Annotated in this window: 19 protein-coding genes and 3 pseudogenes; 12 read left to right on the top strand and 10 right to left on the bottom strand. The window is 54.1% G+C overall.

Annotated features, from left to right (window positions below):
- Window positions 1-93: 93 nt before the first annotated feature.
- Window positions 94-435: pseudogene (locus tag GS646_RS22945) on the top strand (DDE-type integrase/transposase/recombinase); the annotation flags it as partial.
- A 45-nt stretch (window positions 436-480) separates the two neighbouring features.
- Here the strand turns inward: GS646_RS22945 and GS646_RS14420 are convergent.
- The 5 genes from GS646_RS14420 to GS646_RS14400 are packed head-to-tail and all read right to left on the bottom strand — an operon-like array spanning window position 481 to window position 5,280.
- Entirely contained in the window at window positions 481-1,959 is a 1,479-nt protein-coding gene (locus GS646_RS14420; RefSeq protein ID WP_171186612.1) for an aldehyde dehydrogenase, read from the bottom strand.
- A gap of 9 nt (window positions 1,960-1,968) precedes the next feature.
- Window positions 1,969-3,003, bottom strand: a complete 1,035-nt coding sequence (locus tag GS646_RS14415; protein WP_171648941.1) for an LLM class flavin-dependent oxidoreductase — start codon at window positions 3,001-3,003, stop codon at window positions 1,969-1,971.
- 3 nt (window positions 3,004-3,006) lie between these two features.
- On the bottom strand, window positions 3,007-3,924 hold the full coding sequence (locus tag GS646_RS14410) for a flavin reductase family protein (RefSeq protein ID WP_171186607.1): 918 nt from the start codon (window positions 3,922-3,924) through the stop codon (window positions 3,007-3,009).
- Entirely contained in the window at window positions 3,921-4,709 is a 789-nt protein-coding gene (locus tag GS646_RS14405; protein WP_171186605.1) for an alpha/beta fold hydrolase, read from the bottom strand. Before GS646_RS14405 ends, GS646_RS14410 begins: the two co-directional genes overlap by 4 nt.
- On the bottom strand, window positions 4,681-5,280 hold the full coding sequence (locus GS646_RS14400) for an amino acid synthesis family protein (RefSeq protein WP_171186603.1): 600 nt from the start codon (window positions 5,278-5,280) through the stop codon (window positions 4,681-4,683). Before GS646_RS14400 ends, GS646_RS14405 begins: the two co-directional genes overlap by 29 nt.
- Window positions 5,281-5,386: 106 nt before the next feature.
- On the opposite strand from GS646_RS14400, the pseudogene GS646_RS22940 reads away from it, so the two are divergent.
- Both GS646_RS22940 and GS646_RS14395 read left to right on the top strand, forming a co-directional pair.
- A pseudogene (locus tag GS646_RS22940) lies at window positions 5,387-5,575 on the top strand (LysR family transcriptional regulator); the annotation flags it as partial.
- A gap of 18 nt (window positions 5,576-5,593) precedes the next feature.
- Window positions 5,594-6,229 carry a LysR substrate-binding domain-containing protein gene (locus GS646_RS14395; RefSeq protein ID WP_253746799.1) on the top strand — a complete coding sequence of 212 codons (636 nt, stop codon included), beginning with the start codon at window positions 5,594-5,596 and terminating at the stop codon, window positions 6,227-6,229.
- Between the two features lie 33 nt (window positions 6,230-6,262).
- Here the strand turns inward: GS646_RS14395 and GS646_RS14390 are convergent, their stop codons facing one another.
- Window positions 6,263-7,447: a M24 family metallopeptidase gene (locus GS646_RS14390; RefSeq protein WP_171186599.1), complete on the bottom strand. Its 1,185-nt coding sequence runs from the start codon at window positions 7,445-7,447 to the stop codon at window positions 6,263-6,265.
- A gap of 193 nt (window positions 7,448-7,640) precedes the next feature.
- Here GS646_RS14390 and GS646_RS14385 point away from each other — a divergent pair, with 193 nt between their 5' ends.
- The 7 genes from GS646_RS14385 to GS646_RS14355 all read left to right on the top strand — a co-directional run bounded on the left by GS646_RS14385 (window position 7,641) and on the right by GS646_RS14355 (window position 15,874).
- Window positions 7,641-8,786 carry a Xaa-Pro peptidase family protein gene (locus GS646_RS14385; protein ID WP_171186597.1) on the top strand — a complete coding sequence of 382 codons (1,146 nt, stop codon included), beginning with the start codon at window positions 7,641-7,643 and terminating at the stop codon, window positions 8,784-8,786.
- Window positions 8,783-9,493, top strand: a complete 711-nt coding sequence (locus GS646_RS14380) for an Asp/Glu racemase (RefSeq protein ID WP_171186595.1) — start codon at window positions 8,783-8,785, stop codon at window positions 9,491-9,493. Before GS646_RS14385 ends, GS646_RS14380 begins: the two co-directional genes overlap by 4 nt.
- A 137-nt stretch (window positions 9,494-9,630) precedes the next feature.
- Window positions 9,631-10,731, top strand: a complete 1,101-nt coding sequence (locus GS646_RS14375; protein ID WP_171186593.1) for an ABC transporter ATP-binding protein — start codon at window positions 9,631-9,633, stop codon at window positions 10,729-10,731.
- Window positions 10,732-10,839: 108 nt separating this feature from the next.
- Window positions 10,840-11,931 carry an extracellular solute-binding protein gene (locus tag GS646_RS14370; RefSeq protein WP_171186591.1) on the top strand — a complete coding sequence of 364 codons (1,092 nt, stop codon included), beginning with the start codon at window positions 10,840-10,842 and terminating at the stop codon, window positions 11,929-11,931.
- A gap of 68 nt (window positions 11,932-11,999) precedes the next feature.
- Window positions 12,000-13,274, top strand: a complete 1,275-nt coding sequence (locus GS646_RS14365) for an ABC transporter permease (RefSeq protein ID WP_171648939.1) — start codon at window positions 12,000-12,002, stop codon at window positions 13,272-13,274.
- Window positions 13,275-13,279: 5 nt separating this feature from the next.
- Window positions 13,280-14,491: an ABC transporter permease gene (locus tag GS646_RS14360; protein WP_171186587.1), complete on the top strand. Its 1,212-nt coding sequence runs from the start codon at window positions 13,280-13,282 to the stop codon at window positions 14,489-14,491.
- 162 nt (window positions 14,492-14,653) lie between these two features.
- The gene (locus GS646_RS14355) at window positions 14,654-15,874 is read left to right on the top strand and encodes an aminopeptidase P family protein (RefSeq protein WP_171186584.1); all 1,221 of its coding nucleotides are present in this window, start codon (window positions 14,654-14,656) and stop codon (window positions 15,872-15,874) included.
- Between the two features lie 33 nt (window positions 15,875-15,907).
- Here the strand turns inward: GS646_RS14355 and speB are convergent, their stop codons facing one another.
- Window positions 15,908-16,882 carry an agmatinase gene (gene speB, locus GS646_RS14350; RefSeq protein ID WP_171186683.1) on the bottom strand — a complete coding sequence of 325 codons (975 nt, stop codon included), beginning with the start codon at window positions 16,880-16,882 and terminating at the stop codon, window positions 15,908-15,910.
- Between the two features lie 123 nt (window positions 16,883-17,005).
- On the opposite strand from speB, the pseudogene GS646_RS22935 reads away from it, so the two are divergent.
- Window positions 17,006-17,128: pseudogene (locus GS646_RS22935) on the top strand (IS6 family transposase); the annotation flags it as partial.
- A 427-nt stretch (window positions 17,129-17,555) separates the two neighbouring features.
- Here GS646_RS22935 and GS646_RS14345 read toward each other — a convergent pair.
- The 3 genes from GS646_RS14345 to GS646_RS14340 all read right to left on the bottom strand — a co-directional run bounded on the left by GS646_RS14345 (window position 17,556) and on the right by GS646_RS14340 (window position 19,394).
- Entirely contained in the window at window positions 17,556-18,137 is a 582-nt protein-coding gene (locus GS646_RS14345; RefSeq protein WP_171186583.1) for a disulfide bond formation protein B, read from the bottom strand.
- A 9-nt stretch (window positions 18,138-18,146) separates the two neighbouring features.
- On the bottom strand, window positions 18,147-18,302 hold the full coding sequence (locus tag GS646_RS22930; protein WP_253284635.1) for a DUF5993 family protein: 156 nt from the start codon (window positions 18,300-18,302) through the stop codon (window positions 18,147-18,149).
- 147 nt (window positions 18,303-18,449) lie between these two features.
- The gene (locus GS646_RS14340; protein ID WP_171186581.1) at window positions 18,450-19,394 is read right to left on the bottom strand and encodes an aldo/keto reductase; all 945 of its coding nucleotides are present in this window, start codon (window positions 19,392-19,394) and stop codon (window positions 18,450-18,452) included.
- Window positions 19,395-19,861: 467 nt separating this feature from the next.
- Here GS646_RS14340 and GS646_RS14335 point away from each other — a divergent pair, with 467 nt between their 5' ends.
- Window positions 19,862-20,956 carry an AI-2E family transporter gene (locus GS646_RS14335; protein ID WP_171186579.1) on the top strand — a complete coding sequence of 365 codons (1,095 nt, stop codon included), beginning with the start codon at window positions 19,862-19,864 and terminating at the stop codon, window positions 20,954-20,956.
- Window positions 20,957-21,059 lie beyond the last annotated feature (103 nt).

Genomic DNA, 21,059 nt, shown 5'->3' with positions numbered 1-21,059 from the left:
CAGCAAATCAGTAAGAACTGGAAGTTCGGTTTTTTTGACTGAATGACCGCTTAGCGGCGATTAGCCAACAACTATCAAAAACAGTCGGATGACGTTGTTACGGATCGCTTGGCTATGTACCGAGCTGCGCTCAGAGATCTTGGTGTGACGGAAAAGCAATGAACGGGCAGGTGGATCAACAACCGCGTTGAGAACTTACACCTCCCGTTCAGGCGACGAGAACGCACGATGCAAAGATTTAGGCGTATGCGAAGTTTACGGAAATTCGCCGTCGTCCATTCATCCGTCTACAACCACTTCAACCAAGAGCGTTCTCTCATCAGCCGAGAAACCTTCAGGTTGACACGAGCCGCCGCTCTAAAAGAATGGGCGAAATTGGCGCGGCATAAAGGGCAGCTCTACTGGTCTATCTCAGACTGGTTCGAATTTGTCTGACAACACTGTACGGCGGGTTCGAAGTTGTATGTTGGCACAACATCTTCAGCGTATCACAAACGGGTTAGACATTGGCTCTTCTGAAGTATTTAGCCAAACAGTTTTTGTTCGTGTGTAATCGTGAATAGATTCAACACCAGCCTCTCTGCCATAGCCAGATTGATTATAACCACCAAAGGGCGCAATTGGTGACACAGCACGATAGGTGTTGATCCAACAAATTCCCGATTTCAAACGGGACGCAATGCGATGGGCGCGGGCGACATTTTCAGTGAAAACACCAGATCCAAGCCCGAACGGCGTGTCGTTGGCCAGGGCAATCGCTTCGTCTTCCGTATCAAAAGGAAGCAATGTCATCACAGGTCCGAACATTTCAACCTTGAGCGTCTCTGTTTCAGCGCTCGTGCATTCAACAAGTGTCGGGGCCATGTAATTTCCTGGCCGGTCCAGCGGCGCTCCACCAAAACGGATGCGTGCGCCTTGTTCTGTTGCCTTTGCTAGTGTGGCCTGAATTTTGGAAACCTGGGCATAAGTACAGAGCGGGCCAATATGTGTGATTTGTTCCAAAGGGTCCCCAATAACGATACCCTTCATTTTCTCTTCAATCCTTTCGGCCAGGGCTTCCAGCACTGGACGATGTATCAACCCGCGCGACCCGGCCACGCAGCTTTGGCCTGAGGCTCCAAAATTTCCTGCAATCAGGCCGTTGGCCGCGCCATCCAGATTGGCATCATCGAAAACGATGATCGGAGATTTACCGCCTAACTCCAAAGTGGTTACAGCAAAATTCTCAGCCGAATTGCGCACGACGTGACGCGCTGTTTCCGGTCCTCCGGTGAATGCGATCCGGTCCACCTCGGGATGCCGCGTGAGGGGGACCGAACAATTTTCGGCATCACCAGTAATAACGGAGATAACACCGGGCGGAAATCCTGCTTCATCGATTAGTCGCGCAAACTCCAGGATCGGAGCGGGCGCAATTTCTGATGCTTTCAGCACGACCGAACAACCTGCCGCAAGCGCAGGTCCTAGTTTTGTTGCAGTTAGAAACATTTGGGCATTCCAGGGCACGATTGCGACCACTACGCCTATGGGTTCGCGCTTTGTAAAGACATGCATATCCGGTTTGTCTATCGGAAGGACCGCACCTTCGATCTTGTCTGCGAGGCCGGCATAGTATCGATAATAATCGCCGACATAAGCTGTCTGACCCGCGGTCTCGACCAGTAGCTTTCCGCTATCCTTCGTTTCGAACTCGCCCAAGTGTTTAGCGTTCCGTTCGATCAGTTCCGCAAGCTTTAGCAACAGCCTGCCGCGTGAGGTTTGCGTCATGTCGCGCCACGCTGGGTCTTCAAGCGAACGACGCGCCGCAGAAATGGCACGGTCCACGTCTTCCGCGGACGCGCAAGCGAAACTCGACCATTCCTCACCGGTTGCAGGGTTTTGCGATTTCATCACTTGCCCACGCGATCCTTCTACCCATTCGCCATCAATATAGAGCTGAAAGTGTGGTTTCTGATGCATGATCAACCCTCACTGAAACTTTGGCATTACATCGTCGATGAAACGGGCCAGCGAATCGCGCTTGCGCTCGAAGCTCATACCGCTGTCGATCCAGTACGAGAACTCATCATATCCAAGGTCCTCATAGCGTCTCAGGCGGTCCGTGACATCATTTGCGGTCCCGAAAGTTAGATCACGAGCCAGGTTTTCCGGGACCATCATCGTGTTGGCCGCCATCTCTTCTTCCGTCAATTCTTGGATCAAGCCCTGTTGGACTGGCCGTTTGTTTTGGAACCATGCTCCGAAATAATTATAAAAGCGTGACAATTCCTTTGCAGCCTGATCCAGATCAGTTTCGTTGCTGCCAACATAGGTGTGGTGCAGTAGCATGATCTTGGGGCGAGAGCCCTGATAATCTGCACAGGCATATTCAAATCGACCCATTAGCGTTTCTATTTCCTCCATGCCCTGCCACAGCGGTGTAACCTGGATATTAAAGCCGTTCTGAACACCGAACTCATGGCTGTTTGGATCCCGTGCGGCGATCCAGATGGGCGGTCCTCCGGGTTGTACGGGCTTGGGTGCCGAGGTGGTTGCAGGAAATTCGAAGAACTCTCCGTGATGCGCACAATCTCCTTCCCATAGCTTGGGCAAAAGCGGCGCGATCTCGCGCATACGCTGGCCGGCATCCCATGCATCCATTCCGGGCATCATCCGTTCGTACTCATAGGAATAGGCACCGCGCGCGATCCCTAGTTCGATACGGCCGCCGGTCATGAGATCAGCAGCCGCCGCTTCCCCAGCTAGCTTGATCGGGTGCCAGAAGGGCGCAATCACTGTACCGGTGCCAAGCCGTATTTTTTTGGTGTGATGCGCGATATCCACTAAGGACATCAGCGGGTTCGGCGCGATGGTAAAGTCCATGCCGTGGTGCTCGCCGGTCCAGACAGCACGCATTCCGGCCTCATCGGCCATCTTGCACAGCTCAATGAACTCTTCATACAGCTTCTCATGGGATTGATCGGGGCTCAGCCGCTCAATGTGTGCAAAAAGAGAAAACTCCATCATTCAGTTCCTTTCCGAGAGGCCGTGCGTGTCGCCCTGCAGCGCGCTGCCAAGATAAAGTGAGAAGTCGCGGGTCCGGCTTTCCAGTGCATAGCGAGCCATCATTGTCGCGATCGGTTGCGTAGCGTAAGAAAGGGTTGCCAAATCCTTGATTGCGACCACATCGAGATCGCCGGGCCGCGCAATATCTGGTGCTTTGGCCAGTGTATATACATGATGCGTTGTGGGATCGTCATAGACCGAGTAGATAACGCCCAGATGTGCGTCGACTCCACAAGCGTGTAGCTCTCGCCGGAGGCTGTCCCGCAGTTGCCGCCGATCTGAAAGCGTGACTTGGGGCGGTCTGAAGCCAGCCTCGGTTTTCTCCAGTAATACACGTCCTTCATGTTCGATGATAGCACCGCAGACGACCTTTAGCCCCGTGGGTTCAAGAGCACCGCGTTCCAGACCAAGACTGAAATACCGTCCGTTTGCAAAGCCGAGTGCCGGGATTTCGGTGTAGTTATACGCCTCGACTTGCCCGATCAAAACGCAATGGTCGCCTGCCTCAACCACCTTATGGGTCTTGCAGGAAAACGTCGCGACTGCGTCGGTAATCAGTGGAATGCCGCGCGTGTCGAGGGTGTGTTCTACTTTGGCAAATCGATCACCTTTGAAACCGGCGAATGTGTTGGACACATCCTCTTGCCCCTCGGCCAGAATATTCACAGCAAAACGATTACAGGTCGAGAATTCGTGATATGATGACAGGCTTTTGCCGGGGCAAACCAAGAGGAGTGGCGGATCTAGCGAAACCGATGTAAAAGAATTTGCCGTGAAGCCTAGAACCATGCCAGAGGTATTGCGCATGGTCACAACTGTTACGCCTGTCATGAAACCGCCAAATGCGCGTCGGAGTTCACGGGGGTCGAGTTCGGTCATGGTTGTATCTCGCTCAGTAAGCTGGAAATGGCGGTGTTGACATGAATTGCATGTGTCATCGGCAACATATGGGCCGCGCCGTCAATGATCTGCGCACAGCCGTTTGGGGCGACTTCCGCCATAGTGCGAGACATGTCAGGCGTGGAGTTCGGCTCTAGACTGCCAGTCAGAAAAAGCGCTGGAAATCTAATCTTCCCCAACGCCTCTCGCCGAGGACTTTGGCTTTGGGCAAAAACTGAATACGCCAGCTTGTAGGCCGCTGGATCCATGGCTGTTAGCCATTCATAGCAGGCATCGCGTTCGGGCGAAGCAACATCGCCGAACCATCGGTGCAACGTGTCGGTTGGATCGACCTGTGTTTTGCCGTCCAATTTTGCAGCCCGATCCTGTACCGCTTGCGCTGCTTTTGCACTGCGCTCAAAAACAGCGTTCAAAGCCACGACACCTCGGACCTGATCCGTTGCCTTGGCGGCAAGATCCAGAGCGATCATAGCGCCCATGGAGTGACCCACCACAATGACCGGCCCATTCAAACAGTCCAGAACACTCTGGACCGCATCCCGGTAGTCCGACAGCTTACCGTTGGAGGTGTTAAGCGGGCTTTCTCCATGACCAGGCATGTCCGGAGCGGTCAAGCGACCTGCAGAGGCCAGCCCGTCCAACTGGGCCCCCCATGCTTCAGCGCGTAGGCCGACGCCGTGCAGCAACAGAACATCCGGTCCTGAGCCAGATTGAGTTGCGGCCAGCCCGCCGATCTCAGAGCGCGGCCGGGTTGTCCACGTCATGGTCCAATTCCTGAAGGTCTTGATAACGATCACCAATGCGGTGATGCGGTCTGCCTGAGGTAGCCGCCCCCAAGACGATAACGATCTCGTCATCGCGCGGCGCATCAGAGATTGAAAACTGTATGGTTAGGTAGTGTGAACGGCGCCCGACATCGTTCTTGTCCATCAATGGCACCATGATCGGCGCATTCGCCGGACCACGTGTATTCGTGAACGCCAGATAGGATTTAGCGCCAACCGCCTGTCTGTAGTGATTGCCGAAGCGCAGAGTATGAATGAGCCCCGAAGCGTGCTCGACCTCGCCATTCAGCCCGACGACTGCCGCCTTACCATAGGCTTCGATCGCGTTACTACTTCCGGCTAACGCAATCATGCGGTCTGAAATCATCTTTCCAAGAATGGGTCCGTAGACCTGGATTTCCGGTTTAAGGTCTTCGACGTATCGACCAGCCCATGGGTTGGTGACTATTGCGGCCACTGCAAACATGCGCCAGGGGGGATCCGCTGGCCGGAATCCTTCAACAAGAACCTCTTCGTCGTAGGTAACAAACTTGCGTATCTCTGGCTGCATCATACCCCTCCTGTCGCGCTGGTTGAGGTTAGAAACGAGCGTGATTTTTGACAAATGATTGAATTATGTGCTTTCACATTAAAAAGACTAATGGCCAACTTGACCAATGAGCAAATCACTTCCGCCTCTAACCTGGTTCCGCTCCTTTGAGGCCGCTGCGCGCACACTGAGTTTTACGATAGCGGCGGAAGAAATCGGTCTGACACAATCGGCCGTTAGTCAGCAGGTAAAATCTCTTGAGATGCGATTGGGGACAGCGCTTTTTACGCGGCATCCGCGCAGTCTGGCCCTGACAGATGCCGGGCGAAAACTGTTGCCCGAGGTTGGCAGGGCACTTGAGGTACTTGCCGCGGCTGCTGGAAGGGCCGATGCTAGCGCACCAGGTGATGTTCTGACGGTCGCAACATCAGTCAGCATCGCACAATGGGTCATCGCTCCAAATCTTGCAGACTTTGCCAGGCGCCATCCCGATATTCGCGTGCGCCTGTTAAGTGCAATCTGGCCTGACGATTTCCATGCGACTCAGGCTGACGTTCAAATCCGGTTCGGTTCAGAAAAGCAGGTAGGGCAAGATTCCGAGCGCTTGATACCGGACAGCCTGGTTGCTTTTAAGGCGCCGACGCTTGCCGGAGACCCGTTTGATCTTCCGCTTATTGAGGCAGTCGGAACGTCAAGCGGTTGGAACACTTGGTTCGAGAAGCAGGGCGAGCGGCGCCAGCCAACCGTTTTCGTCGATACATTCGGTATGGCGCTTCAGCTTGCCGCTCATGGTAGCGGTGTCGCTCTGGTTAGCGAATTGCTGGCAAAACATGCGATTGCATCCGGTTCGGTCGAACGCGCGCATAGCTTATCTGTCAAATGCAACGAGGGGTATTTTCTTTCCTCCGATGACACCAATCCTGCGGCCACATTGTTTCATAACTGGTTGCTTGAACAGTTCAACGATTGATCAAATTTCCACAACCAATCGACGGTGCAACTATCACGGTTTCACAGACATTTTTCGAGGCCGATGGCACAAACACTCTGCAGGTCCGCTTTCCTTGATCAGGATCGACTCGGTTATCGCAAGGCCCCAATCGTCCATCCAAAGTCCGGGCATAAAGTGGAACGTCATGCCTGCTTCCAGGATCGTATTGTCTTCGTCGCGCAGCGAAATTGTGCGTTCACCCCAGTCCGGAGGATAACTGAGGCCGATAGGATAGCCACAGCGCGCACCGCGTTCGATCCCTTCACGTTCAAGCGGTGCCGCAAGCGCCTTGGCAATATCGCTTGCGCGATTACCGGGCCTAGCGGCCTCTAGGCCTTTCTCCAACCCTTCAACCAAAGCTGCCTCGGCCTTTTTGACGTGATCGGGCGGTTGGCCCAGAAATACCGATCGGCAGAAAGGTGCATGATAGCGGCGATAGCACCCTGACAGCTCAAAGAAGGTACATTCGCCCGACCTGAACACATCTCCATTCCATGTCAAATGCGGCGCAGCAGCGTCGGATCCTGACGGTAAAAGTGGCACGATGGCTGCGTAGTCTCCCCAGTCATCACCGACGCCCGTTATCGCATCGTGATATATCTGCGCGACCAGTTCATTCTTACGCAGCCCGGGTACAACGCGTTCAAGCACACCGTCAGTCACGAATTCTGAAATTCGGGCCGCCTTGCGCATCAGGGCGATTTCTTCGTTGGATTTCACGACCCGTTCCCAGTTAACCAAGGCCGTTGCATCGATCAGGGTTGCCCCGGGCAGTTCCGTTTTCAGAGTAATATGGGCTTTGGCCGAGTAGTAATAATTATCCAGTTCCACCCCAATTCGGCTTTGGCCATGTCCGCATTCTTCAATAAGCTTGGCTAGGTCCTGCATTGGATGCTGCGTGGTCGACTGCACGAAGTGATCTGCGTATCCGAAAACCCGATCGTCCCCCATCCACACGGTGCGCAGCGCACCGTTTGCATCCTGCCGGCGCCCCCACCAGATCGGGTCCGCGTCAAGAAAAATCAACGCACCCTGGTGAACGTAGAAAGACCAGCCCTCATATCCAGTGAGCCATCCGATGTTCGAAGGGTCTTCGATAAAAAGGCAGTCAATTCCTTTTGCGTCCATCGCCTTTCGGGTCTTGGCAAGACGACGGTCATATTCCGCCCGGCTGAAGGCTGGATCAGAGTGGGTCATTGGCGCCTCCGGTCAACAAAAGACTTTGGTTGACAGAACCCTACCGATCCGCTCACGTCAACGAGCGAGAATTCGGGGGCTGCATGAAAACCGATATCAATCCGCACCGAAAGGTGCGAAGCACCGGGCCATTCAGGCTGCGTCATTTCAACTTTTCAGCCTGCATGCGGCGCATTATCGCTGAGGTCGCCGGATGAGGGGGTTCGAGCCAGCAGAATTCGCAGCGCGTACCGAACGCGTACAGGTGATGATGAATGCCGTGGGCCTGTCGGCGCTGCTGCTGACCACGGAAACCGATGTGCGTTACTTTACCGGATACCTGACCAGATTCTGGCAAAGCCCGACCCGTCCTTGGTTCCTGATCCTGCCTGCGGTCGGTAAACCGGTTGCAGTTATCCCCTCGATCGGCGCCTCGTTGATGGGGCAAACCTGGATCGACGACATCCGAACGTGGAGTTCGCCCGACCTTCAGGATGACGGCGTCTCGCTTTTGACGGATGCCCTGACGGAATTGACGCCCCCCAAAGGCCGTATCGGAATGCCCGATGGTCACGAGACGCACGCGCGTATGCCAATGTCGGATATTGAACGCCTGCGAAACAGGCTCGGTTCGCGCCACATCACCGGAGACCACGGTATTTTGCGCGAACTGCGCATGGTGAAGTCCGAGGCGGAAATTGCCAAAATTGAAACCGCGTGCGGCATTGCCGGTCGAGCCTTCGCCCGAGTTCCTGAGATTGCTCGGGATGGCGTGCCCTTGGATCAAGTATTTCGCCGTTTCCAGATACTCTGTCTGGAAGAAGGTGCCGACTGGGTGCCGTATCTCGCAGGTGGGGCAGAGCAGGGCGGTTATTCTGACGTGATTTCGCCGGCGTCGTCGTCCCCCTTGAAGGCTGGCGACGTACTGATGCTTGATACCGGCTTGGTCTGGGATGGGTATTTCAGCGACTTCGACCGCAACTGGTCGGTTGGCCCACCAAATCCCGACGTGCGATCTGCTTACGCCAGGCTGATCGAAGCGTCAGACGCCGCATTCGAAATTGCGCGACCCGGCGCAACCGCTGCAGACTTGTTTCATTCCATGAATGCGGTACTGACCAAAGACTCTGAAGGCACGGATGCCGGCCGATTGGGTCACGGGTTGGGGATGTCACTGACCGAATGGCCGTCCCTGATCTCGACGGATCAGACCGTTCTTAAACCTGGTATGGTGCTGACTTTGGAGCCGGGCATCGCAGTCGGGGAAAAGATCCTGGTTCACGAGGAAAACATCGTCGTTACTACCGGTGCTCCTCGCTTTATTAGCCCGCGCATTGGTCCGGAGATGATCGAGCTATGACCCAAATTCCCTACACGCTTGATGAAGATGACCCGCAAATTTATCCACTAGGTTTGATTGTTCTGCAGGTCGACGAAACGATTGAGCCAGAACTCAGCGCGTATTTCTCAGATCAGAAAAACCCGCTTTATGTTACACGCATACCCAGTGGGATTGAGGTAACAACTGAAAGCCTTTCCGAAATGGAGAAAGCCCTGCCAGCGGCGGCAGGGTTGTTGCCAAGCGTGCGGCCCTTTCGAGTGGTCGGATATGGCTGTACATCGGCCAGTTCGGTCATCGGATCAGAACGTGTGGCTGAACTTGTCAAGCAAGCGTGCAAAACAGACGAAGTTACAAACCCTATGCGCGCTGCGACTGCTTGCGCTGCTGACATAGGTGTTTCGAAATTCGCTTTGCTTTCTCCTTACATCGAGGAGGTCAACGCACCGCTGCGCACCGCGTTCTTGGAAAACGGTATAACTATGGACGTTTTTGGGACATTTGGGCAAGCCGAAGAGGCAAAGGTTGCGCGTATTTCAGTACAGTCTGTGATCGACGCTGCTACAGACTTGGGATCTGATCCGTCAGTTGAAGCGGTATTCCTTAGCTGCACCAACCTTCGGACTTTTGACGCAATCCCAGAGATTCGTGAGCGAATTGGCAAGCCTGTTCTATCAAGTAATCAAAGCCTTGCATGGCATATGCGTCGCCTCAATGTTGCTGATTGAAGTAGCAAACATGAAATGAAAAAGCGAAAAAACGTCATCTAATGTTGCCAAGCGCCCACTGCATCGTCTTAACTGATGACTACAGATCAATGAAATCCGAACTCATCGGATAATCAATTGACGCAACAGGGGGTCTTGTGACCGACACGAATAACGATGCCGCGTTTGTTGAATTTCAACGCGTTCAAAAGTCTTATGATGGCGAGAATCTCGTCGTTAAAGACCTTAATCTGGCAATGCCAAAGGGTGAGTTCCTAACGATGCTCGGGCCGTCCGGCTCGGGCAAAACAACCTGTCTGATGATGCTTGCCGGCTTTGAAACAGCCACTCATGGCGAAATCCTGTTGGATGGGAAGCCTATCAACAATATCCCGCCGCACAAACGTGGCATTGGTATGGTGTTTCAGAACTACGCTCTGTTTCCGCATATGACAGTTGCCGAAAACCTTTCTTTCCCCTTGGAAGTCCGCAAACTGGGCAAGTCTGAACGGGAGGAAAAGGTTCAACGCGCTCTGGATATGGTTCAGATGGGCGCTTTTGGGGGGCGCCGTCCCGCTCAGCTTTCCGGTGGCCAACAGCAGCGGATTGCGCTGGCCCGTGCGCTGGTGTTCGAACCCGAATTGGTTCTGATGGACGAACCGCTGGGCGCGCTGGACAAGCAGTTGCGCGAGCACATGCAGTTCGAGATCACACGCTTGGCGCACGAATTGGGTATCACCACCGTATACGTGACCCACGACCAGACCGAAGCGCTGACCATGTCTGACCGGGTCGCCGTTTTTGACGACGGTCGTATTCAACAGCTTGCTCCGCCTGATCAGCTCTATGAAGAACCGGAAAACAGCTTTGTTGCTCAGTTCATCGGGGAAAACAACACCTTGGAAGGTGCCGTAAAATCGATTGATGGTGACACGTGCCTTGTGCAACTGGATGATGGATCTGAGATTGACGCGGTGCCTATCAATGTTCACGCGCCGGGTGAAAGGACCAAAGTGTCAATCCGGCCTGAGCGTGTGGAATTCAACAAAGATCGCCTGCATGCCGATGCTCACACGCTGAAGGCTACGGTCAAAGAGTTCATATACATGGGCGATGTGTTCCGTTTCCGCATGTCCGTTGCGGGGAATGATGAGTTCATCGTTAAAACCCGGAACGCACCAGACGCAATTCGCCTGACCCCCGGTCAGGAGATCGAGATCGGCTGGCTGGCTCAGGATTGTCGTGCGCTCGACGCATAGACCAAGCTGCGCGAAACAAGCACAGCTCAATCAGAGGGACCGGCTGATGAAGACCCGTGCATCAGCTGACCACACACATAAACGGGACCAACTGGGAGTAATCTACACATGAAAGCAACTAAAACCCTTCTGACAACGGCCGCCGTCGCCATTGCGGCGGGTGGTGTTTCTGCCGAGGAAATGACCATCGTTTCTTGGGGCGGCGCCTATTCCAAATCGCAACTCAAGGCCTATCACGAGCCCTATTCGGAAAAGACAGGCGTCACCATTCTGAATGATGACAGCTCGGCCGAAGCTGTGGCCAAGCTGCGCGCGATGAACGAAGCGGGCAACATCACGTGGGATGTGGTCGACGTTGTGGCAGCGGATGCGATCCGTCTGTGCGATGAAGGTTTGGCAATGGAAATCGACCCCGATACCATGCTGGCACCTGCACCCGATGGCACCTCGGCCGCGGATGATTTCGGCGATCTTCTGGTGAGCGACTGCTTTATCCCGCAGATTGTGTATTCGACCACGTTCGGCTATCGCACCGATCTGGTTGGTGACACCCCGCCGACCGAGATCTGCGCGGTGTTCGACCTCGAGAACTATCCGGGCAAGCGCTCGCTCGAAAAGCGTCCGATCAACAACATGGAATGGGCTCTGCTTTGCGACGGCGTCGCCAAGGATGACGTCTATGACGTGCTGGCCACACCTGAAGGTCAGGACCAGGCCTTGGCCAAGCTCGACACGATCAAGGACAGCGTCGTCTGGTGGTCCGCAGGTGCCGATACACCGCAGTTGCTGGCCGATGGCGAAGTCATCATGGGCTCGACCTATAACGGTCGACTGTTCAGTGTGATCGAAGAGCAGAAGCAGCCTGTCGCCATGTTGTGGGACGCGCAAGTGTTCGATCTGGACGGTTGGATCATTCCGGCTGGCCTGAGCGAAGAGCGTCAGCAGCGCGCTCTGGACTACATCATGTTCGCGACAGACACGCAGCGTCTGGCCGACCAGGCCAAGTACATCTCTTATGGCCCAGCTCGTGCTTCGTCCGCTCCGCTGGTTGGACAACACGCGGAACTGGGTATCGACATGGCACCACATATGCCGACCGATCCGGAAAACGCTAAGAACACTTTCCTGTATAACTACGAGTTCTGGGCGGACTACCGCGACGACATCGACGCCAAATTCCAGGCGTGGTTGGCACAATAAAAGCCTAATTTCATAAAATAGCCGGGGGCGGTGCGCCGCCCTTGGTCAACAAAACCCAAGGGGCTTATATGACCGACGCAACCCAAAATGCGGGGCCGATGCTGGCGGCTGACGGAACGCCGCTCAAGCAATCGCTGGCGCGCTCGCTTCGGCGGCAAAAACTGCGGGCGCTGATGTTGGTTGCCCCGTTGCTGCTGTTTGTTCTGTTCTCGTTCATCGTTCCGATAGCGTCGATGCTGTTCCGCTCGGTGGAAAACGGCATTGTGCAGGAAACGCTGCCCCTGACCGTCGAGGCCTTGCAAAGCTGGGAAGAAAACAGCGGCGAATTGCCGGACGAGGCCGTCTATGACGCCTTTGTCCAGGATATGGTCGTGGCTGTCGACAACAAGACACATACCCGACTGGGCTCGCGTCTGAACTACGAAGAGACAGGCATGTCTTCGATGTTCCGCCGCTCGGGTCGAAAAATGGGCAAGCTGGACCCCGAAACAGATGGGCCGTTCAAGGATCAAGTGATCGAAATCCACGAGGGTTGGGGGGACCCGCAGACTTGGGCGGTGATCAAGACGCACTCGCCCGCTGTGACGAATGGATACTTCCTGAACGCGGTCGATATGCGCCGCACACCCGAAGGCGCGCAGGCGCAGCCCGAGGACAAGCAGATCCTGATCAAGCTGTTCGGACGCACCTTGTTCATGTCGCTGGTGATCACCGCGTCCTGTATCTTGTTAGCCTATCCGGTCAGTTACCTGCTAGCGACCCTGCCAATGCGGGTGTCAAACCTGCTGATGATCCTTGTTTTGTTACCTTTCTGGACCTCGCTGCTGGTGCGAACCTCGGCGTGGAAGGTCATGTTGCAACAACAGGGTGTAATCAACGAAACGCTAGTCTGGCTTGGCTTGGTGGCCGATGACGCCCGACTTGTCATCATCAACAACCAGATCGGTACGATCATCGCGATGACGCATATCCTTCTGCCCTTCATGATCCTGCCGATGTATTCGGTGATGCAGACGATCCCCGAATCTTACACCCGCGCCGCGAAATCTATGGGCGCGACGAACTGGACGACCTTCTGGCGCATCTATTTCCCGCAATCCATTCCAGGCATCGGCGCGGGGTCGATCCTCGTGTTCATTCTGGCCATCGGCTATTACATCACACCCGAGATTGTGGGCGGCACAAAAGGTGTCTTCATCTCGAACCGGATTGCGTATCACATCTCGTCCTCGCTGAACTGGGGGCTTGCGGCTGCGCTGGGCACGATCCTGTTGGCCGTCGTGCTGTTGCTATACTGGTGTTACGACAAAATCGTTGGCATTGATAACGTGAAGCTGGGATAATCGACATGGCCGCACTTACTCCGATTTCCCGCAAACCGATGTCCATGGTCCTGCCAAGCGTCGCGTTGGCAGGGGCTTTTGCCGGTGTTTTCGTTGGCGCAGGAAACGGTTCGATCTTTCTGGGCATTATTGGCGGAGCCGCCATTATCGCGGCGCTGGCCTGGATCTACATCGCTGTTCTGAAGAATGAGAACCTGGCCCGCTGGATCACCATCCTCGGCTTCGGCGTAGCCGGAATTCTGTTTTCGGGCCCGATGGGTGGCGTTCTGGGCCTGCTGGGCGGCTGGTTCTTCGCGTGGTTCATATTCTGGCTTTATGAGGGCCGCTATCGCCGCAAACTGCTGCCATATCTGACAGCGAAACAGGTTTTCTATCACTACCTGTTTCGCGTGATCTGTGGTGCGATCTTCGTCTTCCTGATCACGCCGATTCTGGTGGTGTTGCCATTGTCTTTCAATGCGCAAGATTTCTTTACCTTCACGCCCGAGATGCTGAGGCTTGATCCGGAAGGCTATTCGTTGAAGCATTACCGAGATTTCTTCACCAATAACGAATGGCAACGCAGCTTCAAGAACTCGCTGATCATCGCGCCGATTGCGACGGTTATTTCGGTAACGTTGGGAACGCTGGCCGCGATCGGGCTCAGCCAGTCTCACGTTCCCGGACGCCGCGCAATCATGGGAATTCTGATTTCGCCGATGATTGTGCCGCTGATCATCTCGGCGACGGGTATGTTCTTTTTCTACAGTGATATCGGGCGTTTCCTCGAAGGTACACTGGGCATGAACAAGAACTTCGTAGGCTATCTGAAAGTTATCCTGGCCCACGCAGTGCTGGGTATCCCCTTTGTGATCATTACCGTGACGGCGACACTGGTCGGCTTTGATCGATCTCTGACACGGGCGGCGGCTAATATGGGCGCAGGGCCTGTGCGGACCTTCTTCAAGATACAGATGCCATTGATATTGCCGGGCGTTATCTCGGGTGGCCTGTTCGCCTTCATCACATCATTCGACGAAGTAGTTGTGGTGCTGTTTGTCGGCTCCGCCTCGCAAAAGACGTTGCCGTGGCAGATGTTCACCGGCCTGCGGGAGCAGATCAGTCCAACCATTCTGGCGGTCGCGACAATCCTTGTGGTCCTGTCCATCGCCCTGCTGACGACGGTCGAACTGTTGCGACGTAGATCGGAGCGTCTGCGGGGTCTTTCGCCCGCTTGACGCAGCAAACCGTCTGATCTAACGATTCACCTGTTCATCTCTGCTGCGATGGCGTCGCGGCGACGAATGAGGTGATCGGCTCTCGGACCCCGAGGCCGCCTGTCCTGAACGCCGGGACATGTGGCCGGGAAATGCACGCCCGGCATAGATGAGAGACCAAGGATGACTGACATTTCTAACCGACCTCAGTTCTTCACCTGTCACAATGGCGACAAGGCCCCGTTGCCGTTCAGCAAAGCCGAGTATGACCGCCGTCTTGGCAAGCTGCGCGCCATCATGGCCAAGCGGGATATTCCGGTGGTGTTGCTGACATCGATGCAGAATATCGCGTATTATTCGGGCTTTCTATACTGTGCGTTCGGGCGCCCTTATGGCTGTGTTGTAACCCAAGACAACTGCACCACCGTTTCCGCCAATATTGATGCCGGGCAACCCTGGCGCCGGTCGGTTGAAGACAACGTGATTTATACTGACTGGAAACGCGACAACTACTGGCGGGCAGTTGCGAGCCTGATCGGGAATGCGAAACGGATCGGCGTCGAAGGCGACCACATAACGCTGGCGGCGCGCGACACGGCGCTGAACATGCTGGGCGAGCCAGAGTTGGTTGACATCGCCGCCGACACCATGGGCACGCGTATGATCAAGTCCGCGGAAGAAATCGAATTGATCAAGGGTGGAGCGCGCACTGCCGATGTGGGTGGCGCTGCGATCCATGCCGCAATCCGCGAGGGCGCAACCGAAATCGAAATTGCGATGGCCGGCCGAGACGCGATGGAAGTGGAAATCGCGCTGGCCTACCCGGATGCGGAATACCGTGACACATGGGTTTGGTTCCAATCGGGTTTGAACACCGACGGCGCGCATAACCCGGTCACCAAACGCGCGTTGCAAAAAGGCGATATCCTGTCACTGAACACCTTTCCGATGATCTCGAGCTATTATACGGCCCTGGAGCGGACCCTGTTCCTGGGCGAGCCGGATGCCGACAGTCTGCGCCTGTGGAAGGCCAATGTGGCCGCGCATGAACTTGGCCTGAGCCTGATCAAACCCGGCGCCACTTGTTCCGGTATCACCGCCGAGATCAACCGGTTCTTTGCCGACGAAGGCCTGCTTCAATATCGTTCCTTCGGCTACGGGCACTCGTTTGGTGTTCTGAGCCACTACTATGGTCGCGAGGCCGGTCTCGAACTTCGCGAAGACATCGATACAGTGCTGGAACCCGGCATGGTGGTCTCGATTGAGCCGATGCTGTGGATACCCGAAGGCCAGCCAGGTGCAGGCGGTTACAGGGAACACGATATTCTGGTTGTGGGCGAAGACGGAGCCGAAAACATCACCGGCTTTCCCTACGGGCCGGGGCACAACGTTATCGACGCCTGAGGTTTGGGGTGGCGCTTCGGCTCCACCCGCTTTTCATGTGCGTCGGGCACGTTCGTGAAAAATGAAACCCAGAAAATTCAGCAGAAGCTGCGCCGCCAGAATCTGAGTGCTTTCAGTGGGATCGTAGGCGGGGGCCACCTCGACCAGATCGATGCCGACCACGTCACCCCTTTTTGCCAGTCCCTGAAGGATTTCCAGAACGTCATAGTACAAAAAGCCTCCGTGGCTCGGAGTTCCGGTTCCTGGCGCGATCGAGGGGCAAAACGCATCGATATCGATTGTAACATAGTACCGTTTGCCTTTGGGAATGCGGTCAAGAACAGCCTCTGTTCCCAATCTGCGAACCTGCCGCACCGACAGGATGTCCGATCCGCGCGCACGCGCGTCGTCATACCCTTCCTTAGCGGTGGACGATACATTTCGAATGCCCAATTGGGTCATCCCTGAAACATAGTCTTTCTCGATCGCGCGGCGCATGGGATTTCCGTGCCCGTTGGTGACGCCATGACGTTCATCTACAAAGTCCAAATGCGCATCGATTTGAACAACGTGTATCGGGCCGTTTTCAGAGCAGTCGCTTTTAAATGCGGAAATGCAGGGGATGTTGACCGAGTGATCACCGCCAATCACCAGCGGAAGTGCCCCGGCCTTGAGAATTTTTTGCACGCCAAAGGCTATGTTCTTGTGGCTCGTCTCGGTCTTGGTGTGGACTATGTCCGCATCGCCCAGGTCGACGATCCGAACCGAGCTGTCCAGATAGGTCGCGTCATCCTCATGATCATAGGCGCCAGCATGGCCAAAGCTGAAAAGGGTCGATGCCTCTCGCACGGCCCGAGGGCCAAAACGGGCGCCTGGGCGCCATTGGGTTCCAAAGTCGAACGGTGCGCCGAGCACGCAAACGTCGGCGTCAATTTTGTTCCAGTTTTCGACATATGGAGATTTGCCAAAAGTCGAGATTCCTACGAAGGGTAAATTTAGCCGCCCAGACGCATATCCATGACCTTGCACTTGCATTCCTTTCACTGGAAGTGTCCCTTCCACTGCATGTGAACATAAGTAAGTACTGAATTGGAAGGTCTTGTAAGATGAACTTTGCTTGATAGAGGGAGGACGGTTGCGTAGCTTTTGCCCATGACCAGACCCGCCTCCTTCAAGTACTTCAAAGCCAGCCCCGAGATCATCCACCTAGCAGTAATGCTGTACTTCCGTTTCCCACTCTCGCTTCGGATTGTGAAAGCTTTCAAAGATGAACAGGTGGATGCCCTTACCCAGTTCGCTGAAAGTATGCGCCTTAGTCAAGGGACATATTTCGATACGGGTCCTTACTCCGGCCGCCGCCAACGCAACTATCGACCTGAACAACCAAGAAGGGAAGATCGCACGCGGTTCTGACGCTGCGCGAGGGCGCTTTCGACCGAGCTGTGCGTGGGTATGAAATCTTAGACCTCAAACGTCTGCGATGAAGCGCAAAGCTGCCATTTGGGCTAATTGCAGCGAAGGTCTGGGCCGAGCCCAAAGCGGTCACCTGTTTTAACGTTGACCATATATTTTGTTTCTGGTCTTTAAATTGCTGTTTGGTAGTTTTTTTTGGTCAAAATGAAGCAAAGCTCGCCTTCGTATTTCCTCTTTGATTGTGGAGGGCAGAACACCGGAAAAACTGCGCACAAGATTTCTTCTCGTCCTAAGTTTCACCTGCTTCTTCAAGCTTATCCAAAAATTTGTAGTCTGTTGGCGGATCGTCGCAAATACCTGGTCCACACTCCAACAGAGCTGAGCCTGCGTTGGCAACTCCCAAAGATAAGATCAACATGAACGCCGTTTTGGCCAACTTGCTTCCACCGAACCGCTCCGATGCCCTGACGTCCGCAGCCAGATCGTATTGCTTTTCAAAGACAAGCATCACCGCGGTCCCGAGTATTATCAATCCGAAGGCTATGCCGGCCCAAGTGTAAAAATGCAGACCAAGAACCGGAGCCCCATAGTGCCCAGTGCCGGGCACAATATGTAGTAGGATTTGGCGGATCGAAACGCTGATGCCAAATATTGCTGCCACAAGGACTATTCCGTAATTCCGTGCACGCGTACCCCACAAGAGATTTAGCCCGAGCCCAAATCCCACTGCCACGAAACCGACACGCTGCAGTAAACACAACGGACAAGGTAGTTCGTAGAGAACAAGTTGAAAATAGAATGCGAGAACCAACACTAGGCAAACAGCCAGAACACCAAGCGCGTTCATATTTCGGGCAAATTCAGGTGACATGGAACAATCTCACAATTGGATTGAAAGCGGCGTTGTTGCATGAAATTTTAGCCAATAAACGCTCGCCAAAAGCGTTACTGCGAAGAGTGCGTATGAAAGGCGAACGAGTTTGTAGTAAGCGAGCCCCAAGGCGCATGTGAACAACGCAAATAGTAATGCAATCATATTGATCCCTTTGACTTTTTGGCCTTGTCGATACTAGCAGGCACTGAGGACACCGTTTTCTTTTTCGAAAATAGGTTCTGAGCTCCAGAACAAATCTCGCATAATCTTCCGCCTTGTTTGAGATATTGTCCCCTTTGGGGTTTTACTCTAAGCCTCAGGATTCTCCGAAGAACTCCCGAGCTTGGCGAGTTCGTCCCAAACGCCTTCAGGGATGGGCCACTCTGCCCATTCCATTGCCTGTTGAACATGCTGAGGCCATGTCACTCCGCAAACCGTCGAAGTAATGTCGTCGTTTTTTAAAGAGTATTGCAACGCGACCGCTCCGACTGGGACATCGTAATGCCCGCATACCTCTTCAACAGCACGTATTGGCGCAAGTACTTCATCATCTGCAGGTCGATAGACATAAAAGCGATGGATCGCGCTGCCTCGGGCCAGTGCACCTCCGGAATACGGTGCCGCGTTCAATATCGAAACGCCTCGTGATTTCGCGAGTTTTATTAGAGGTGCCGCGTTATCGTTTACCACAGTATGCCTGTTGTGTGTTAGGACCACGTCAAAATCCCAACTCTCCAAAATTGGCATCATCAAGTCGATACGTCCCGCCGCGATTCCGACCGCCTTGGCCAGACCTTCCTCCTTGATACGGAACAACTCTTCAATCGCGCCACCCCGCCCTTTGACCTCAGATAGGTCACTTGCATATTCGAAATCATGGACGTGGAGTATATCAACGCTGTCGACGCTTAAGGCCGTAAGACTTTCCTCGAATGATCTACGTGCCTGAGAACCATCAAAAGCACCGGTTTCCATGTCCCGGTCGATTTTGGTGGAAAGCACTCGCCCTTCCGACCACCCACCAAGCTCACGAATGACTTGACCTATGCGCTCTTCACTTCGTCCCATGGCATAGCAACGGGAAGTGTCCAGGAACGCATTTGGCTGCGAAAGAATTGCCCGAATTGTATCAATCGCGCGGTCTTCCTCAACTTCATACCCATAGATTTCCGGAATACTCCCCAACCCCGTCGATCCAAACCCGATGCGAGGAACCCGTACCCCAGTCTTGCCAATTTCGCCTAGCTCTGCCATGCCAACCTCCCAATTGGTTCAGGACATTCATAGATGTTGCGCCAGTAGTTTATTGAAAACAAGTCAGGCTTGTTGCTGGAGTTACTCTCAGGCCTCAACGCAATCGTTCAAGCCGAAAATTCACAAAGCTTTTTCGCGAATGGCAGAAATGTCCGCGTTGCCGACTTTGGAAGACCTGATGGGCCACGAAACAATGCGAATGACCGTTTTGAGCCCAAAGCGGACTACTAGATATCCGATCTCAGTAGGTGGCAAAAGAACCAGACTGTCGTTAGCAACCTTCGAGATGCAGCATTCGGATCGACAGCAAGTTCACGGCAAAAATATTAGAGTTTTCACCTGAAAATTTCCACTATTTGTTCTAGAGAGAAGTAACTGGACCACTTGCCAAGTTACGTTCAAGGCGACCTAATAGATTTCCAAAAAAATCCGCAGGACGACTCTCAACCTTTTTATGGAGCTTGTGAATGAATCAGGGTTCAAATGATAAAGGTCCCGCTCCAGGTTTCTGGGGGCTCACTTTCTGGTATCAGTTGGTCGTCCTTGTGTTCTTGACAATAGCGTCGTTAGTCCTCGCTTCGTCTGTACTGGTTCCCCTGTTTTTTGCGGCTCTCCTGTTCGTTCTCCTCACAGCGACTGCAGATCGCATTGGTAGATTCAAGATATTTGGAAAGACTGTCCCGAAGTGGTTTGCGCATTTGGCCGCAATTTCAATTGTGTTAATCGGCCTCTCGCTTGTTCTGTCGATACTATCCAGTCAAGCCGGTGAGGTTTCGGAAGCTTTTCCGCGCTACGAGGAACGGTTTTCCAGCATAGTAGCAAAGCTGGTTTCACTTGTTGGGCAAGACAACTATGCAGCCGCGGTAAAGGCTTTGGAACAAATCAACCTGGCTGGGTTCGCGACAGGAGTGATCGGGTCTGCTGGGGCGTTCCTAAGCGCTTTTTTCCTGGTGCTGCTCTATGTGCCATTCATGTTGGTTGAACGCGTTCCAATGCGCGCCAAAATCAAGCTCGCAATCAAAGACAGGGAAGCCGCTGAAAAAGTTCGTCGTGTTCTTGAGAGCACGTCGGACAGCATTCAAAAATATGTTGGCATCAAAACGCTGGTGAGTGCACTAACTGGCTTGGGCAGTTATACCGTGATGGCATCCGTCGGCCTGGACTTCTCTGAAACCTGGGCGGTTCTTGCGTTTTTGTTGAATTTTATCCCGACAGTCGGCTCTATCGTCGGCGTCGCGCTTCCTTCCATTGTCGCACTGGTACAGTTTGAAGAAGTCGTGCCCTTTCTTGTGGTTCTGATTGGTTGTGGCGCGGTTCAATTCTCTATCGGCAATATCCTGGAGCCAATGCTACTTGGGAAAAGCCTGAATTTATCGCCATTCATGGTCATTTTGGCGCTCACTTTTTGGACTGCGATCTGGGGCATTGCCGGAGCGTTGATGAGCGTCCCGATCACCGTGTGCATCATGATTGTGCTTTCGAATATCCCGTCAACGCAGCCAATCGCGATACTGATGTCCGGTGATGGGAAGATAAACGACACTGACGCAGTGAACAGCTAAGCGCGAGAGACGTTCGCCAAAATGGATGGCGGCTTTTTACCTGACTCTATCGGCGAGTGTATGTGCCAGCCCCGAATAAAACGTTGGAAACACCGTGCGAAGT

The organism is Ruegeria sp. HKCCD4315, from assembly GCF_013112245.1.
Lineage (GTDB): Bacteria > Pseudomonadota > Alphaproteobacteria > Rhodobacterales > Rhodobacteraceae > Ruegeria.
The sequence above is the reverse complement of the archived record's forward strand: the minus strand, read 5'-3'. Positions and strand labels throughout refer to the sequence as shown.

Excerpts from the sequence above, each read along its gene's own strand:
- GS646_RS14415 (WP_171648941.1), bottom strand. The coding sequence starts at position 3,003 with ATGGAGTTTTCTCTTTTTGCACACATTGAGCGGCTGAGCCCCGATCAA.
- GS646_RS14405 (WP_171186605.1), bottom strand. The coding sequence starts at position 4,709 with ATGACGTGGACAACCCGGCCGCGCTCTGAGATCGGCGGGCTGGCCGCA.
- GS646_RS14385 (WP_171186597.1), top strand. The coding sequence starts at position 7,641 with ATGAGGGGGTTCGAGCCAGCAGAATTCGCAGCGCGTACCGAACGCGTA.
- GS646_RS14335 (WP_171186579.1), top strand. The coding sequence starts at position 19,862 with ATGAATCAGGGTTCAAATGATAAAGGTCCCGCTCCAGGTTTCTGGGGG.
- GS646_RS14420 (WP_171186612.1), bottom strand. The coding sequence starts at position 1,959 with ATGCATCAGAAACCACACTTTCAGCTCTATATTGATGGCGAATGGGTA.
- GS646_RS14355 (WP_171186584.1), top strand. The coding sequence starts at position 14,654 with ATGACTGACATTTCTAACCGACCTCAGTTCTTCACCTGTCACAATGGC.
- GS646_RS14360 (WP_171186587.1), top strand. The coding sequence starts at position 13,280 with ATGGCCGCACTTACTCCGATTTCCCGCAAACCGATGTCCATGGTCCTG.
- GS646_RS14410 (WP_171186607.1), bottom strand. The coding sequence starts at position 3,924 with ATGACCGAACTCGACCCCCGTGAACTCCGACGCGCATTTGGCGGTTTC.
- GS646_RS14365 (WP_171648939.1), top strand. The coding sequence starts at position 12,000 with ATGACCGACGCAACCCAAAATGCGGGGCCGATGCTGGCGGCTGACGGA.
- GS646_RS22930 (WP_253284635.1), bottom strand. The coding sequence starts at position 18,302 with ATGATTGCATTACTATTTGCGTTGTTCACATGCGCCTTGGGGCTCGCT.
- GS646_RS14340 (WP_171186581.1), bottom strand. The coding sequence starts at position 19,394 with ATGGCAGAGCTAGGCGAAATTGGCAAGACTGGGGTACGGGTTCCTCGC.
- GS646_RS14345 (WP_171186583.1), bottom strand. The coding sequence starts at position 18,137 with ATGTCACCTGAATTTGCCCGAAATATGAACGCGCTTGGTGTTCTGGCT.
- GS646_RS14400 (WP_171186603.1), bottom strand. The coding sequence starts at position 5,280 with ATGCAGCCAGAGATACGCAAGTTTGTTACCTACGACGAAGAGGTTCTT.
- GS646_RS14390 (WP_171186599.1), bottom strand. The coding sequence starts at position 7,447 with ATGACCCACTCTGATCCAGCCTTCAGCCGGGCGGAATATGACCGTCGT.
- GS646_RS14380 (WP_171186595.1), top strand. The coding sequence starts at position 8,783 with ATGACCCAAATTCCCTACACGCTTGATGAAGATGACCCGCAAATTTAT.
- GS646_RS14370 (WP_171186591.1), top strand. The coding sequence starts at position 10,840 with ATGAAAGCAACTAAAACCCTTCTGACAACGGCCGCCGTCGCCATTGCG.